General features: G+C 53.7%; 18 protein-coding genes and 1 pseudogene. 18 read left to right on the forward strand and 1 reads right to left on the reverse strand.

What is annotated here, in order from left to right:
• Positions 1-27 precede the first annotated feature (27 nt).
• The 16 genes and pseudogenes from DWZ82_RS12750 to DWZ82_RS12830 form a co-directional block, all read left to right on the forward strand.
• Positions 28-111, forward strand: a pseudogene (locus DWZ82_RS12750) (Maff2 family mobile element protein); the annotation flags it as partial.
• 40 nt (positions 112-151) lie between these two features.
• Positions 152-1018, forward strand: coding sequence for a VirB6/TrbL-like conjugal transfer protein, CD1112 family (locus tag DWZ82_RS12755; RefSeq protein ID WP_118481115.1), 867 nt, complete (start codon positions 152-154; stop codon positions 1016-1018).
• Between the two features lie 43 nt (positions 1019-1061).
• A complete protein-coding gene (locus DWZ82_RS12760) occupies positions 1062-1484 on the forward strand; it encodes a SpoVG family protein (RefSeq protein WP_243022952.1) in 423 nt (140 codons plus the stop codon).
• Between the two features lie 42 nt (positions 1485-1526).
• Positions 1527-2147 (forward strand): DUF7007 domain-containing protein, encoded by a 621-nt coding sequence (locus DWZ82_RS12765; RefSeq protein ID WP_331479533.1) that lies wholly within the window; start codon positions 1527-1529, stop codon positions 2145-2147.
• 44 nt (positions 2148-2191) lie between these two features.
• Positions 2192-2578, forward strand: coding sequence for a PrgI family protein (locus tag DWZ82_RS12770; RefSeq protein WP_118481118.1), 387 nt, complete (start codon positions 2192-2194; stop codon positions 2576-2578).
• Positions 2496-4925 (forward strand): VirB4-like conjugal transfer ATPase, CD1110 family, encoded by a 2430-nt coding sequence (locus DWZ82_RS12775; RefSeq protein WP_442861239.1) that lies wholly within the window; start codon positions 2496-2498, stop codon positions 4923-4925. Before DWZ82_RS12770 ends, DWZ82_RS12775 begins: the two co-directional genes overlap by 83 nt.
• Positions 4926-5204: 279 nt before the next feature.
• Entirely contained in the window at positions 5205-6872 is a 1668-nt protein-coding gene (locus tag DWZ82_RS12785) for a C40 family peptidase (protein ID WP_118481120.1), read from the forward strand.
• Between the two features lie 22 nt (positions 6873-6894).
• Entirely contained in the window at positions 6895-7161 is a 267-nt protein-coding gene (locus DWZ82_RS12790) for a DUF4315 family protein (protein ID WP_107630817.1), read from the forward strand.
• A complete protein-coding gene (locus tag DWZ82_RS12795) occupies positions 7148-7795 on the forward strand; it encodes a DUF4366 domain-containing protein (RefSeq protein ID WP_055194532.1) in 648 nt (215 codons plus the stop codon). Before DWZ82_RS12790 ends, DWZ82_RS12795 begins: the two co-directional genes overlap by 14 nt.
• 2 nt (positions 7796-7797) lie before the next feature.
• The gene (locus DWZ82_RS12800) at positions 7798-7989 is read left to right on the forward strand and encodes a hypothetical protein (RefSeq protein WP_003500082.1); all 192 of its coding nucleotides are present in this window, start codon (positions 7798-7800) and stop codon (positions 7987-7989) included.
• Positions 7990-8391, forward strand: coding sequence for a cysteine-rich VLP protein (locus DWZ82_RS12805; RefSeq protein ID WP_050005650.1), 402 nt, complete (start codon positions 7990-7992; stop codon positions 8389-8391).
• A 99-nt stretch (positions 8392-8490) separates the two neighbouring features.
• Positions 8491-9114, forward strand: a complete 624-nt coding sequence (locus DWZ82_RS12810; RefSeq protein WP_118481121.1) for a hypothetical protein — start codon at positions 8491-8493, stop codon at positions 9112-9114.
• A 12-nt stretch (positions 9115-9126) separates the two neighbouring features.
• Positions 9127-9309: a DUF4316 domain-containing protein gene (locus tag DWZ82_RS12815; protein WP_003500078.1), complete on the forward strand. Its 183-nt coding sequence runs from the start codon at positions 9127-9129 to the stop codon at positions 9307-9309.
• On the forward strand, positions 9309-9650 hold the full coding sequence (locus DWZ82_RS12820; RefSeq protein ID WP_118481122.1) for a plasmid mobilization protein: 342 nt from the start codon (positions 9309-9311) through the stop codon (positions 9648-9650). The genes DWZ82_RS12815 and DWZ82_RS12820 overlap by 1 nt, the downstream gene beginning before the upstream one ends.
• Positions 9651-9825: 175 nt before the next feature.
• Positions 9826-10116, forward strand: coding sequence for a CD1845 family protein (locus tag DWZ82_RS12825; RefSeq protein ID WP_118481123.1), 291 nt, complete (start codon positions 9826-9828; stop codon positions 10114-10116).
• Between the two features lie 94 nt (positions 10117-10210).
• Entirely contained in the window at positions 10211-11611 is a 1401-nt protein-coding gene (locus DWZ82_RS12830) for a relaxase/mobilization nuclease domain-containing protein (protein ID WP_442861240.1), read from the forward strand.
• 179 nt (positions 11612-11790) lie between these two features.
• Here DWZ82_RS12830 and DWZ82_RS12835 read toward each other — a convergent pair whose 3' ends face one another.
• Complete coding sequence (locus DWZ82_RS12835; protein WP_330382751.1) at positions 11791-12153, reverse strand: helix-turn-helix transcriptional regulator; 363 nt, start codon at positions 12151-12153, stop codon at positions 11791-11793.
• 194 nt (positions 12154-12347) lie between these two features.
• On the opposite strand from DWZ82_RS12835, the gene DWZ82_RS12840 reads away from it, so the two are divergent.
• Both DWZ82_RS12840 and DWZ82_RS12845 read left to right on the forward strand, forming a co-directional pair.
• Entirely contained in the window at positions 12348-13013 is a 666-nt protein-coding gene (locus DWZ82_RS12840; RefSeq protein WP_118481126.1) for a response regulator transcription factor, read from the forward strand.
• Complete coding sequence (locus tag DWZ82_RS12845) at positions 13010-14137, forward strand: HAMP domain-containing sensor histidine kinase (RefSeq protein ID WP_118481127.1); 1128 nt, start codon at positions 13010-13012, stop codon at positions 14135-14137. The genes DWZ82_RS12840 and DWZ82_RS12845 overlap by 4 nt, the downstream gene beginning before the upstream one ends.
• Positions 14138-14166: the final 29 nt, after the last annotated feature.

Consider the following 14166-nt stretch of genomic DNA (forward strand, 5'->3'; position numbering starts at 1 on the left):
CATCGAGCAGAGTTTTACACCTAATTGGGGATAAAGCAGCTCATGGCGGGCGGCGGTGTCGTTCTGATCGGCCTTCAGCTTATCCCTCTGCTGTCCGGCCTGTTCAGCTAAGTGTCACCCGTTGTCCCTTTTCCAGAAAAGGAGCTGATGTATGGACTTTATCATCGACGCAATCGTTGAATGGCTGAAAGGTCTGCTCGTCGATGGTATCATGGGAAATCTGGATGGCCTTTTCGATAACGTCAATCAGAGCGTTGGCGAGATCGCCACACAGGCAGGCACGACCCCGGCGGACTGGAACGCCGGGGTCTTTTCCATGATACGACAGATCTCCGAAACTGCCATTCTGCCAATCGCCGGGGTCATCCTCACTTTTGTTATGACCTATGAACTGATACAGATGCTCATAGAACGCAACAACCTCCATGAAGTTGACACATGGATGTTTTTTAAATGGGTGTTCAAAACCTTTGTGGCTGTGATGATCCTGACGAATACCTTCAATATCGTGCTGGCGGTCTTTGATGTGAGCCAGCATGTGATACAGCAGTCAGCGGGCATTATCCAGAACGGGACAGAGATCACGCCGGATGTGCTGGACAGTCTGCGGACAGAGCTTGAGGCGATGGAGTTAGGCCCTCTGTTCGGACTCTGGCTCCAGTCCTTCCTGATCCAGCTTACCATGATTGCCTTAAACATCGTGATTTTCGTCATCGTATATGGCCGTATGATTGAAATTTATTTACTCACAAGTTTAGCGCCTATCCCGTTTGCCACAGTCCCCAACAGGGAAACCGGACACATGGGGCAGAACTATTTCCGCTCCCTCTTTGCGGTGGGCTTTCAAGGTCTATTGATCTTAGTCTGTGTCGCCATCTATGCGGTGCTGATCCAGAGTATCGCCACCGACGGCGACCCCATCGGGGCGATCTGGGGCTGTGTGGGATATACGGTGCTGCTGTGTTTTACCTTATTCAAAACAGGCAGTCTTGCAAAATCCATCTTCGGCTGCCATTAAGAGACTTCGGGCCATGATGACCCGAAGCGGAAAGGAGAAATCCATGCAGGAAAAAACTGCGGGCGGAACACCAGCCGCCCCTATAAAGCTGGATGTAAGCGTGCGGATCATCGAACCTGTGAAAAACCTCATGGGCTTTGCCAGCGTGAAATTCAATGACTGCTTTGTGGTGGAAAATCTGAAAATCGTCCAGGGCAGCAAGGGCCTTTTCGTGGGGATGCCCAGCCAGCCGGACGGCAAAGGCGGCTACCGGGATATGGCCTACCCTGTCACAAAGGAGTTCCGGGAACAGCTCAATACCGCTGTTCTGCAAGCCTATGAGGCAAAGCTGGAACAGATGGCGGAGCGCGGCTCTGTGGGGCGTGCGTCCATCAGCGACCAGCTCAAAGCCGGGAAAGCGGCTGCCGAGCAGGCAAAGGCAGAACGGCCCCCGAAGGAAAAGCCCAGCCGTGGGGCGGAGCGTTGACCTCGGGCCATAATGGCCCTAAGCAGAAAGGAGGCGGGAACCATGCCACGCAAACGGGCGGGCTATGACGCGGCCTGCTATTACGACGGAAAACTGCTGGGGCGCTGTACCAAAGCGGACAGCGACGCCTATACCCTGTTGATGAACGCCTGCGGCGGGGAGGCCGCCCGGGTCCTGCGGGAATATGCCTATTTTTCCCCGGAACTGAAAGCCATCTTGGAAAAGGCAGCGCTCATGCAGGCGGATCGGAGCCGGACGGGCGGAATGTTCCATGCGCCGAAAAGCTCCCCGTGGGGTGAGGTGCAGAGCTGTGAAACCCTCTGTCCGGGGGTGTTTTTGGTATCTACCGCCAGCCACGGCGGAACGATGGTGGCAAACGAGGTAGCCGCCGTTCTCTCCCCGGCGGCGAAAAAATGCGGCTTCAAGGACAAGGGCTATATTTGCTATGAGGAGGACGCACAGGAAAGCGTAGTGCTCCGGGAGCTGCTGGACAAAAAGCTGTGGAAAATCCCTGACCGCATTAAGGACAAAGGACAGTTTGAAGAAAAACTCAATCAGTCCATCCGGCAGTATCACCCCGAATACTGGCGGGCAAGGCAGAGCGGACGAGAGGCCGCCGAAGCTGCCCGCAGCACAGCCCCGGCCAAAGAGGCCGCAAGATAACCTCGGGCCATGCTGGCCCGAAGCAATAAAGGAGGTGTACCAAAATGGCCTATGTGCCAGTACCCAAAGACCTTTCCAAAATCAAGACAAAGCTGGCCTTCAATCTGACGAAGCGCCAGCTTGTTTGTTTTTCCGGCGCGACAGCGGTGGGCCTCCCGGCCTACCTGTTTTCCCGTGGCAGTATCGGGAACAGCGCCGCCATGTTCCTGATGATCGGCCTCATGCTCCCGTTCTTCTTTCTGGCTATGTATGAGCGGGACGGCCTGCCGCTGGAAAAGGTGCTGAAAAACATCATCCGCACCCGGTTCCTCTATCCCCGGGTGCGGCCTTACAAAACCGAAAACTTCTATGCGCTGTTTGGCGCCAGAAAGGAGGCGCAGCCGATTGCAAAACAACAGAAGGGCCGGAAAGCCCGCAGGCAGAAAACCTGAAAAGCAGGGCCTTACCGGCCTGTTCACGAAAGGAAAGAACATTCCCACCACCGCCCAGCAGACCCTCCCTTACCGGGAAATGTACCGGGACGGGGTGTGCCGGGTAGCGGACCGCTATTACACCAAAACCATTGAATACGAGGACATCAACTACCAGCTCGCACAGTCCGAAGATCAGGCAGCCATCTTTGACGGGTGGAGCGCCTGCCTCAACTACTTTGACAGCAGCCTTCCGTTCCAGCTTTCCTTCCTCAACCACCGGAGCCGCCCGGGCAGCCGGTACAGCGTGAACATCGCCATGCAGGACGATGATTACAACAGCGTCCGGTGTGAGTATGTGGAAATGCTGGAAAACCAGATCGCCAAAAGCAACAACGGCATTGTCCGCACAAAGCTCCTGACCTTCGGCGTGAATGTGGACGACCTTTCCACCGCCAGGGCAAGGCTGGAACGTGTAGAGGCGGACATTTGCGGGAACTTCAAAAAGCTGGGCGTCAAGTGCCGTTCCCTTTCGGGGCTGGAACGGCTGGAGCTTCTTCACGGGCAGCTTCATCCCGGCAGCGGCTCCCCCTTCCGGTTTTCATGGGATATGATCCCCAAAACCGGGCTTTCCACCAAAGACTTTATCGCCCCGGACAGTTTCGATTTTCGTTTCAGCCGTCTGTTCCGGGTGGGGACGACTTGGGGCGCTGCCTCCTACTTGCAGATTTTGGCCTCGGAGCTCTCGGACAAGCTGCTGGCGGAGCTTTTGGAAATGGACGCGGAAATGACCATCACTCTCCATATCCAAACCGTCGATCAGGCCGCCGCCGTAAAATCTATCAAGGCCAAAGTCTCCGACATTGACAAGATGAAGGTGGAGGAACAAAAGAAGGCAGCTCGGTCAGGGTACGACATGGACATACTTCCGCCCGACCTTGTAACGTACAGTAACGACGCAAAGACCCTTCTGGAAGATTTACAGAGCCGGAATGAAAGAATGTTCCTGCTGACCTTCCTTGTGGTAAACATGGCCCCGACCCGCCGGGAGCTGGACAATGACCTGTTCACGGTGTCGGGTATCGTCCAGAAATACAACTGCACCTTGAAGCGGCTGGACTTCCAGCAGGAGGACGGTTTTCTTTCCAGCCTTCCGCTGGGTCATAACGGCATTGAGATCAAGCGTGGCATGACGACCAGCTCCACGGCCATTTTCGTTCCCTTTATGACGCAGGAGCTCCGCATGGATGGCGAAGCCGTCTATTACGGGCTCAACGCACTTTCCCATAACGTCATCATGGCAAACCGGAAAAAGCTCAAAAACCCCAACGGCCTGTTCCTCGGCGTGCCGGGCTCCGGCAAATCCTTTGCCGCAAAGCGGGAGCTTGTGAACGTGTTCCTTGCCACCCGTGACCGGATCATTGTGGTTGACCCGATGGGCGAATACTCGCCCCTTATCAAGCGGCTGGGCGGTCAGGTCATCGAGATCGCCCCAGACAGCCCCCACCACATCAATCCGATGGACATTGACCTGAGCTTTGACGAGGAAAACCCGATGGCGCTGAAAGCCGACTTTATCCTGTCACTGATGGAGCTGATCGTTGGCGGCAAGGATGGCTTGCAGCCGGTGGAGCGGACCGTCATTGACCGCTGTGTACGCCAGATGTACCGGGAACACTTGCAGGACCCGGAGACGGCAAAAATGCCGACCCTCCAAACCCTGTATGACCTGCTCTGTTCCCAGCCGGAGGGCGAGGCGGTACGGCTGGCAACTGCCCTTGAAATCTATGTGTCGGGTTCCCTTAACGTGTTCAACCATGAAACCAATGTGGACCTGAACCGCCGTCTGGTATGCCTTGACTTAAAAAAGCTGGGTGCCGGGCTTCGGACGATTGCCATGCTCATTATGCAGGACTTGGTAAACTCACAGGTGTCCATGAATTTCCTGCGCGGTATCGCCACATGGTGTTACTTCGACGAATTTCATGTGCTGCTCCGTGACCGTCTGACGGCAAGCTATTGTGTGGCGATCTGGAAAATGCTGCGAAAAAAAGGGTGCGTTCCCAGTGCTTTAACGCAGAACGTGAAGGATTTTCTGGCAAGCCCGGAGATCGAGAATATCTTTGAAAACTCGGACTTCCTTGTGCTGCTCTCGCAGGCACAGGGGGACCGGCAGATTTTAGCCAAACAGCTTGGGATCAGCCCCCACCAGCTTTCCTATGTGACCCATACCAATTCCGGCGAAGGGCTGCTGTTCTTCGGGAACACCACCATCCCGTTTGTTGACCGCTTCCCGCAGAATACCGAGCTGTACGCCATTATGACCACCCGCCCGGAGGACAAAAAACAGGAAATGAACCGGGCATAACACACTTCGGGCCATGCTGGCCCGAGGTTTGGAAAGGAGGGATACATCATCGGAAAGAAACCGGACAAACGGAATTTTCAAAGGCCGGGGCCGACGGAGGATACCGGGGGCAATCGCCCCGGATCGGCTGAACGGGAAGGACCTTCCCCCGCACCATCCCGGTGTCTGCGGTTTGAGGACGAGGATACCGGACAGGACAGCCCTTCGGGCCATGATGGCCCGAAGTCCAAAAGCGGTAAGTTTCAAGAGGACAGCCGGAAAAGCCGTCCCTCTGACCGCATGAGGCAGGAAGATGAAGCGGGCGGGCCGCAGGATACCGGCAAGGCACAGGAGCCGGAGGGCTCCGCCGAGAAGGCCGGGAGCAAAAAGGACAAGTACCAGAAAGCACAGGCAAAAGCGGAACACGCCGGGGAAAAGCTGGGAAAGGCCCGGGAGAAACTGGACAAGACCGAGGCAAAACGGGCAGCGAAGAAGCCGCCGGGGCTTGCAAAAAAGGCAGTCCGGGGAGCCCGTACAGAAGCGTGGTTCTATGTCCACAACAAAATCCACGAAGTCGAACATGAAAATGTGGGCGTGGAAGGAGCGCATAAATCCGAGCTGACCGCCGAGGCCGGGACCCGGAAACTGACCCGGTATGCCAAACGGCGCTGGCGGGAACACCCGGCCCGGAAGGTGGCAAAGTGGGAACGGAAGGACATAAAAGCCCGGGCTAATATGGATTTTCAGAAGATGGCCTCTGAGCACCCGGAGCTTGCCAGCAATCCGCTTTCCCGTGTGCAGCAGAAATGGAAACTGAAACGCCGGTATTCCAAAGAAGCAAAGGCGGCTGCAAAACAGGGCGCTAAGGCCGCAAAGAAAACCGCTGCCGCTTCGGGAACTGCGACCCGGCGGGCGGCGCAGTTTGTGACCCGTCATCCTGTGGCGGTGCTGGTGCTACTCCTGCTGTTGCTGCTCTGTTTTCTTGTGTCGGCGGTAAGCTCCATCTTCCCCACGCTTGGCAGCGGTCTTGCCAATGCCTTATCCGGCACCTCCTACGCCTCGGAGGATACGGACCTGCTGGGGGTGGACGAGGACTACACGGCGCTGGAAAACGAGCTGGCACAGACGGTAGCGAACATTGAAAGCACCCATCCCGGCTATGACGAGTACCGCTATTCCGTGGACGAGATCGGCCATAACCCCTATGAGCTGGCGTCCTATCTCTCGGCAAAGTACCATGTCTATTTCCGTGAACAGGTGCAGGACGAGCTGCGGGAGATTTTCGAGGCACAGTATGAGCTTACCTTGACGGAGGAAGTTGAGATACGCTACCGCACAGAAACCAGCACCGACCCGGAGACCGGGGAAACCACCACCGAGGAAGTCCCCTATGAGTATTACATTCTCAATGTGACCCTCACAAACAAAACGCTGCCTGCCGTGATCCTGCCGAGGCTTAACGAACAGCAGCGGGAAATCTACACCGTTATGCAGCAGCTCAAGGGCAACAAACCCTATCTGTGGGAAGGGATTTACAACGGCGGCGAAGATACCGGCCCCAGCTATGAGATACCCGGCGAGGCGCTGGATGACCCGGCTTTTGCGGCGCTCATGGAAGAAGCCACAAAGTACATCGGCTGGCCCTATGTATGGGGCGGCTCCAGCCCGTCCACCTCCTTTGACTGTTCGGGCTTTGTCTGCTGGGTGTACACGGCCAGCGGCGTCCACAACCTGCCCCGTACCACGGCGCAGGGCATTTATAACCAGTGCGCTATCATTTCCCCCTCCGAGGCAAAGCCCGGCGATATTATCTTTTTCACAGGAACCTATGACAGTCCCGGTCCTGTGTCCCATGTGGGGATTTATGTGGGCGACGGGATGATGCTCCATTGTGGGTCCCCCATCCAATACGCAAATATCAATTCAAGCTACTGGCAGACACATTTCTATGCCTTCGGGCGTCTGTGAGCCAGAGGAAAGGAGTCCTTGCATGAACAAGATCGACAAGCTCGATAAGGAACTGGAAAAAGCCCGGGAGAAGGCTGCCGAATGGCAGGCCAAAATCCGGGAGCTGGAAAAGCAGAAACAGGAGGAAGAAAACAGCCAGATCGTGCAGGCGGTGCGCTCGCTCAAACTGACCCCCGCCCAGCTGATGGCTTTTCTGAACGACCCCAAAAACAGCCTTACCACTTCGGGCCATACTGACCCGAAGCCGGAGGCACCCGAAAAGGAGGACACAGCCCATGAAGAAAATTAAATACCGCAGGCTGGCGGCGATGGCTGCCAGCCTTTTGTGTTGCCTGATCTTTACGGTCCCGGCCTATGCACAGAGCAGCGAGCCGCAGCCGGAGACAGCTTCCGCTCCGGCAGAAACCGAAGCAGAGCCGGAAACCCAGAACCCCTTTACCCCGGACGGGACGGGAACCGTGGTGGACAACGCCACCGACGAGGATGGAAAGGAGTTCTACACCATCACCACCGCAGACGAGAGCGTGTTTTATCTGGTGATCGACAAACAGAAAACCAGCGAGAACGTCTATTTCCTCAATACTGTTACCACAGACGATCTTCTGCCTCTTGCCGAACAGGGTAAGGAACCGCCCAAAGAAGTGACCCCGGAGCCAGAGCCAAAGCCCACCGAACCGGTAGAGGAAGTACCGGAACCCGAGCCGGAGAAAAAGGACAGTCCCCTTCTCTCTCTGCTCCTGATCGGTGCGGTGGTGCTGGCCGGCGGTGGAATTGGTTACTATTTCAAGATTTACAAGCCGAAGCATGAAGCCCCGGATTTGGAAGATGATTACTGCGAATATGAGGACGGGGAGCTGGAGGAGATCGCAGAGGAACCCGAGGACGAAGATACCCCGCCATGGGAGGAAGATACGGAGGAATGAGAATGAATTTTACAAGCAGCCCTTTTGAACGAATGATGAAGGAAGTACCGCACCCCGGCTGGGACAATGACGACCCTTGTAAGGGATGCCGTTATTACAAGGAGTGCAAAGGAAAGAAAAAACAGTGCCGGAAGAAGTTCCGGGCGCTGATCGTGGAGCCCCGCCCTTCGGGCCATCGTGGCCCGAAGTCTTAAATGGACGCCCGGGAGCTGACCCGTGACGAGAAGAAGAAAATCCGCACTCTGGTCACGGGGATGTGCGCCAACTATGACCGGGAAAGTGGCCTGTGCCTTCCTCTTGACTGTGCCTGCTATATGCTGCACAAGTGCTGGACAGGGGCGTACTGCCGTTATTTCCGTGAGGCTGTCCTGCCTCTTAACCCGGAGCTTCAAGCGTCGTTGACAACGGAAGGCATCTCCCCGGAGCTGCGAGCCTGTGCGGTCTGCGGAAAGGCGTTTTTGCCCGAGGGGCGTCAAGCCTACTGTTCCGACGCCTGCAAGGCCGAAGGGAACCGCCGAAAAAGCCGGGAACGCATGAGGAAAATGCGGGAGAAAAGGCCGGGCGGCTGTTACGATTTGCCGCCTCCAAAGGCTTGACATTCCGGGCTTTTTTGAGGGTGTTTCCGGGGTGGGAATATCTTATTACATTTCTCCCCGGTCTGCCCTCTTATTTCGTAACATCCAGCACTTCGGGTCATGTTAGCCCGAGGCACAGAAAGGAGGTATCTCTTGGAGACAGTACAAGGATATGTAATTTTGAAAGCTGCCACCTTTGAAACCGGACACGGCTTTGCGCTGGGGCATAATCCGGGAGCGCCGAGCCCCTTTGTGACCTGGCAGTTTACCGAGGGGGAAAACGGCCATCGGGATTACTACTGGGGTCGCTATGGAAACAGCCAGGCATGGGCGCAGAAGGACTTTGACCGCCGGGTGGACGACTATCAGCAGCTTTACCATGCGGCGGCCAGACATACCGAGCCGGGATTGGAGGGCGTTTACCGCTATTATTCCACCCAGCGCCCCGTAGACATAGGCACCTACCCGAAGCTGCCGGATAACCAGCCCCTTTCCATCGTCAACTATGATGACGACAGGAGGCGTCCTGTGGCAGACGGCAGGCTGCTGGCATGGGGAGAACTGACCTACGCAAAGCCGCTGACTGAAAAGCAGATGGAGGATTATGAGCTGAAACCAGCACCGGGCAACCCTGACCGGGTGCGCCCATCCATTACCGCCCGGCTAAAAGAAGGAACCAGAGGGCAGGAACCCCCGAAGGAACCCGGCCAGAAGCGGAGCCATAACAACCATGAGGAACGATAAAGGAGGATCGCCATGCACGAAAAAGACAACTATCTGAAAACCGCCGAGCTCTCCACGGAGCAGAACTGCAACATGATCGACGGCGTACCCAACAATACGCCCATCCCACCCACGCCCCCGGAGCTGGACGCAAAGCCGCTGGATAAGGTAAAAGAACCCAAAGAGCGCCGGAAAGGCCGGGAGCTGGAACGCTGATGGAGAACCGCAAGCGGAATGTCCATCTGCACGTCATGGTAACGCCGGACGAGCTGGCAGCCATCCATGAACGGATGGCCGAGGCGGGCATTTCCAACGCCGGGACTTATGTACGGAAAATGGCTCTGAATGGATATATCCTGCACGTTGACCTTGCGCCCGTAAAAGAGCTGATCTCTCTGCAACGGCGCTGCTCCAACAATCTCAATCAGGTTGCCATACACGCACATACCTATGGCATGTACCCGGAGGAAATCGACGGATTGAAGCGGGACTATGAAAAGCTGTGGGGCGAGGTGTCAAAGGTACTGCGGGAGCTTTCCGAGCTGGTGGCAAAGTAAGACGAGGGCGGCAGGCTTCCGTTGCGGGGCTTGCCGCCCTGCTCTTTTTTTACCACTTCGGGCCAGTATGACCCGAAGGTTTGGGACAGGATTTACTAATCTTTCGCAACATTTATGTCCCCGGGCAGGCATGATAAAATAGAGGTAGAAAGGATAGATAAAGGAGGTTTTGAAGATGAAGATACTGCTGAAAATATTGGTTGCTCCCTTTGCTTTAGTGTTGTCCCTTCTGACGGCTCTGCTGGTGTTCCTGTTTGATATTTGTGCCGTCCTGCTGACGATTGCCTCTGTGATCCTGGCGGTGCTGGGTGTCGCTCTTTTTTTCACGCCGACGCCCATAGGAGGGATTGTATTTCTGTTTCTTGCCTTCCTTCTTTCGCCGTATGGACTGCAAGCGGCGGCGGGCTCCCTTCTTTGGGCGCTGGACGGAGGCAAATCCGCTCTGTACCGGTTTCTGGCAAGTTAAGCAGCCTCGGGCCATACTGGCCCGAAGTCGGGGCGGTCTGGACGGGCCGCCCTTTTTTCATAGAAGGGAGGGATGATTTCTGGCTACCACAACTTTGTTGCAGCGCCATGCAGGCGAAGGCGAAACGATTGCTGAGGCTATCCGGGATTGTCTGGACTATGGCAAGAACCCGGAAAAAACAGAAAGCGGAAAGTACATCTCCGCTTATGAATGTGATCCGGCCACCGTGGCGGACGAGTTCCTTTTGGCAAAGGCCAGCTATGCCGCTATGACGGGCCGGGAACAGAAGAAAGAAAATAATGTGCTGTGCTATCAGATACGACAATCCTTCTATCCGGGCGAGATCACCCCGAAGGAGGCGAACCGTATCGGCTATGAGCTGGCTATGCGCTGGACAAAGGGGCGGCACGCGTTTATCGTTACCACACATACCGACAAGCAGCACATCCATTGTCACATTTATTACAACTCCACCACCCTTGACTGCACCCGGAAATTCCGAAATTTTTGGGGCTCCAGCTTCGCCCTTCGGCGGCTCTCTGACAGGCTGTGCCTTGAAAACGGGCTGTCCATCGTGGAGAACCCGAAGCCCCGGAGCAAGAGCAAGTATCGGAACTATGGGGAGTGGCAGAAAGACCGGAAAGGGCCGCTTTCCTATCAGGACCGACTGCGCCTTGCTATTGATACTGCGCTGGCGGAACGCCCCGCTGATCTGGACGAATTTCTCAATTTGATGAAGCGGGCCGGGTATGAGGTCAAGACGGTTCGGGGCGGCGGTATCAGCTTCCGGCTGACTGGGCAGGGACAGGAACGCTTCACCCGTCTGCGTGCCTCCACGCTGGGGGACGGCTACGACTTGCAAGATGTTCTGTCCGCCATTGAGGGCAAAGAAAAACGCCCCGGGCGCTCGGAGCGGAAAATCAGTCTGGCGGTGGATATTCAAGCAAAGCTGGCTGCCGGTAAGGGGCCGGGATATGAACGCTGGGCGAAGGTATTTAACATTAAGCAGATGGCCGCCGCTCTTGCCTATATACAGGACAATGGCCTGACCGATTATGAGCAGTTGGCACAGAAAGCCACCGAGGCAGCAGACCGTTTCCATGCCATTTCCGAGCAGATCAAGCAGACAGAACAGGCCATGAAAACCAATGCCGGGCTAAAAGCCGCAACGGTTCAGTATGCCAAAACCCGACCTGTCTTTGAGCAGTATAAGGCGACGAAGTACAGCCGGAAATTCCTTGCGGAGCATGAGGCCGACCTTGAACTGTACCGGGCTGCACAAGCGGAAATGCGCTCTCTGCTGGGCGGGGCGAAGCTCCCTAAAATGGATGTGCTGAAGGAGGAAGGCCGCAAGCTCACAGCAAAGAAAAAACAGCTCTATGGAGAATACCAGAAGGCACGACGGGATATGCAGGAGATCGTCACGATCAAGGCGAACATTGACACTCTGATGGGCTACACCGAGCCGGGAAGAAAGCAGGAAAAGGAGCGTTAAGGTTATGAAAATAAGGAGCAAAGCGACGCTGACGCTTCGGGCCATGTTGGCCCGAAGATACGGGTTTGGGGCGAGCCCCAACAAGCCGCCTTTGTGCCACTTGTGGCCACAGAGGCATTGCTTGCCATTTAGCGGAACCCCCGGAAAGTCCCCAAAAACAAGAAAAACGAAGGCCCTTTTTACTTGACCTCCGTTTCTCTGGCTTTTTGTAGTCCCTCTGCTGTGGCCTCCATGACCGTCAATTCTTTTTCATCCATTGAGTTGAGCAATCTATCAATGTGCTGGCGGCAGTCGCTTTCGCTATTCTGCCTGTCAGGATAAAAGAATTGGTCTACGGAAATGTCCAGCAAGGTGACGATTTGGTAAAAGGTATTCAGACTTGGATGCTGACCCCGGTTTTCAAAATACATGATAGAGCGTGGGGTACGGTCTACAAGCTGTGCAAGATATTCCTGCGTCCAACCTTTCGCCTCTCTTTTGCGCTTGATCTCCCGACCTAATGCGTGGAAGTCAAGCCGTCGTTCGTCTTGGTACATTCTCATATCACCTCTATATTATTTTACATTTCGGGTTTGATTATGAGAACGAAACGTAATTTTATGTTTTAGTAGTATTTTATTTTATTTTCACGCCAAACGACAACATTGATAGTCCGAAAGGATGGCAGTATAATAAAAAGGATTTCATACACACTCCATATTTGGGTGGTACACTTTATCATTAAGGAGGTGTCTATATGGCAACATTACTAATTGTGGAAGATGATAAGCAGACCAATGAAGCAATTTGCGAATATCTAAAATCAGCGGGACATAAAATCGTTCCTGCTTTTGATGGCGTTGAGGCTTTGAAAATTTTTGAACAAGGAAATATTGACCTTGTGATACTTGATATTATGCTTCCCAAAATAACAGGGCTTGCCGTACTCCATGAAATACGAAAAAGAAGTATTCTTCCCGTCCTTATGCTTACGGCGATTGAAGATGAATATACACAAGTCAAGAGCTTTGACGAACAGGCGGACGACTACATTACAAAACCGTTTTCTATGGTTCTGCTTGGCAGGCGGGTTACTGCGCTCTTACGCAGAAGCGGGAAATGCGCCATATCCAATATTATGGCTTTCGGTGATGTTCAAGTTAATTTCTCCGGCTACACGGCCAGCGACCAAAACGGGAAAATAGATATTACTCCCAAAGAACTTGATTTGCTGAAACTCCTCGTAGAGCATAAAGGGCTGGTACTTACTCGCTCGCAGATATTGGACGAATTATGGGGATATGACTGCTCGATTATAGATAGGACAATCGACACCTATATTAAAAATCTGCGGAAGAAGCTGCGCCTTAACTGCATTGTTACCGTAAAAGGGATTGGCTATAAATACGAGGTAGCAGTATGAAAAAGCTGAAAATATTTCCGAAAACATTTTTATATTCTCTGGCAATTATGCTGTTGATCGTAGGCGTTGCCCACCTGATTTTATACCTGTTACTGCCCCAGATGGTTATAGATTTTGTTCCCAGTGAAACAACTGGAAATGTTAGCCTCACGATTGCCGGAAGCTATGAACCAGCAGGGCTTATGAAATCGGCTATGTTACGGGCCTTGCCGCTTTCTGTAATCTGCTGTGTTTTTCTCTCCGTCTTGTGCGCCTATTTCTTTTCTAAGGGTACAACATCTTCAATCCGGCAGCTTTCAAAAGCGGTAAAGAAAATGTCTGAACTGGATAAATCAGCGCAATGCCGTATATCCTCGCAAGATGAATTAGGGGAGCTTGCCAACGACGTGAACCAGTTATATCATCGTCTGCTGTGCATGATTGAAAACTTGGAACTGGAGAAAGAAAAGACAAGCGAAAATGAGCGGGCTAAAATTGACTTCCTGCGTTCTGCGTCACATGAATTAAAAACGCCAGTAACAGCCCTTAATGCCATGCTGGAAAACATGATATTAGGTGTTGGGCGCTATCAGGATTACGATGCCTGTTTGCCAGAGTGTAAAGCCATAACAGAACGCCTTTCAGAAATGATACATGAAATTTTGGAAACATCGAAATTGAGCGTTTCTACGAAAAACGCAGCACTAACCGAAATCAATGTGTCGGAACTACTGGCCTCTTTATGTGAGCCGTACCAACTGATAGCCGCTACACATGGCGTTCAGTTTCGTTTGAAAATAGACGATGCGGTTTCTGTTGAGTTGCCTATCCATGAATTTAGCAAAGCACTTTCAAATATCCTTGGAAATGCAGTCGGTTATACTCCTAATGGGAAATGCGTATCGGTTTATCTGCGAGATCACATGATTGTGGTAGAAAATGAATGTACGCCCATTAGCAAAGAAGAATTACCGCACTTGTTTGAACCATTCTATCGCCCTGATTTTTCGAGAAGCCGGGAAACTGGCGGAAATGGCCTTGGCCTGTATATTGTTGCGACAATTTTTCGTGCGTTAAACGTGCCATATTCATTTACCCCGATGGAACAGCCGCAGGGGATGCGCTTTACAATTCAGTTACTGTAAAATAAAAAAACTTTCCGGGTAAACATTCC

This window comes from Butyricicoccus sp. AF35-5AC (assembly GCF_003477715.1).
Taxonomy (GTDB): domain Bacteria; phylum Bacillota; class Clostridia; order Oscillospirales; family Butyricicoccaceae; genus Agathobaculum; species Agathobaculum butyriciproducens.

Coding starts and splice junctions, on each gene's coding strand:
- DWZ82_RS12775 (WP_442861239.1), top strand. CDS start 2,496: ATGCGCTGTTTGGCGCCAGAAAGGAGGCGCAGCCGATTGCAAAACAAC.
- DWZ82_RS12815 (WP_003500078.1), top strand. CDS start 9,127: ATGCACGAAAAAGACAACTATCTGAAAACCGCCGAGCTCTCCACGGAG.
- DWZ82_RS12820 (WP_118481122.1), top strand. CDS start 9,309: ATGGAGAACCGCAAGCGGAATGTCCATCTGCACGTCATGGTAACGCCG.
- DWZ82_RS12765 (WP_331479533.1), top strand. CDS start 1,527: ATGCCACGCAAACGGGCGGGCTATGACGCGGCCTGCTATTACGACGGA.
- DWZ82_RS12840 (WP_118481126.1), top strand. CDS start 12,348: ATGGCAACATTACTAATTGTGGAAGATGATAAGCAGACCAATGAAGCA.
- DWZ82_RS12760 (WP_243022952.1), top strand. CDS start 1,062: ATGCAGGAAAAAACTGCGGGCGGAACACCAGCCGCCCCTATAAAGCTG.
- DWZ82_RS12845 (WP_118481127.1), top strand. CDS start 13,010: ATGAAAAAGCTGAAAATATTTCCGAAAACATTTTTATATTCTCTGGCA.
- DWZ82_RS12825 (WP_118481123.1), top strand. CDS start 9,826: ATGAAGATACTGCTGAAAATATTGGTTGCTCCCTTTGCTTTAGTGTTG.
- DWZ82_RS12795 (WP_055194532.1), top strand. CDS start 7,148: ATGAAGAAAATTAAATACCGCAGGCTGGCGGCGATGGCTGCCAGCCTT.
- DWZ82_RS12800 (WP_003500082.1), top strand. CDS start 7,798: ATGAATTTTACAAGCAGCCCTTTTGAACGAATGATGAAGGAAGTACCG.
- DWZ82_RS12790 (WP_107630817.1), top strand. CDS start 6,895: ATGAACAAGATCGACAAGCTCGATAAGGAACTGGAAAAAGCCCGGGAG.
- DWZ82_RS12785 (WP_118481120.1), top strand. CDS start 5,205: ATGAGGCAGGAAGATGAAGCGGGCGGGCCGCAGGATACCGGCAAGGCA.
- DWZ82_RS12805 (WP_050005650.1), top strand. CDS start 7,990: ATGGACGCCCGGGAGCTGACCCGTGACGAGAAGAAGAAAATCCGCACT.
- DWZ82_RS12810 (WP_118481121.1), top strand. CDS start 8,491: ATGTTAGCCCGAGGCACAGAAAGGAGGTATCTCTTGGAGACAGTACAA.
- DWZ82_RS12755 (WP_118481115.1), top strand. CDS start 152: ATGGACTTTATCATCGACGCAATCGTTGAATGGCTGAAAGGTCTGCTC.
- DWZ82_RS12835 (WP_330382751.1), bottom strand. CDS start 12,153: ATGAGAATGTACCAAGACGAACGACGGCTTGACTTCCACGCATTAGGT.
- DWZ82_RS12770 (WP_118481118.1), top strand. CDS start 2,192: ATGGCCTATGTGCCAGTACCCAAAGACCTTTCCAAAATCAAGACAAAG.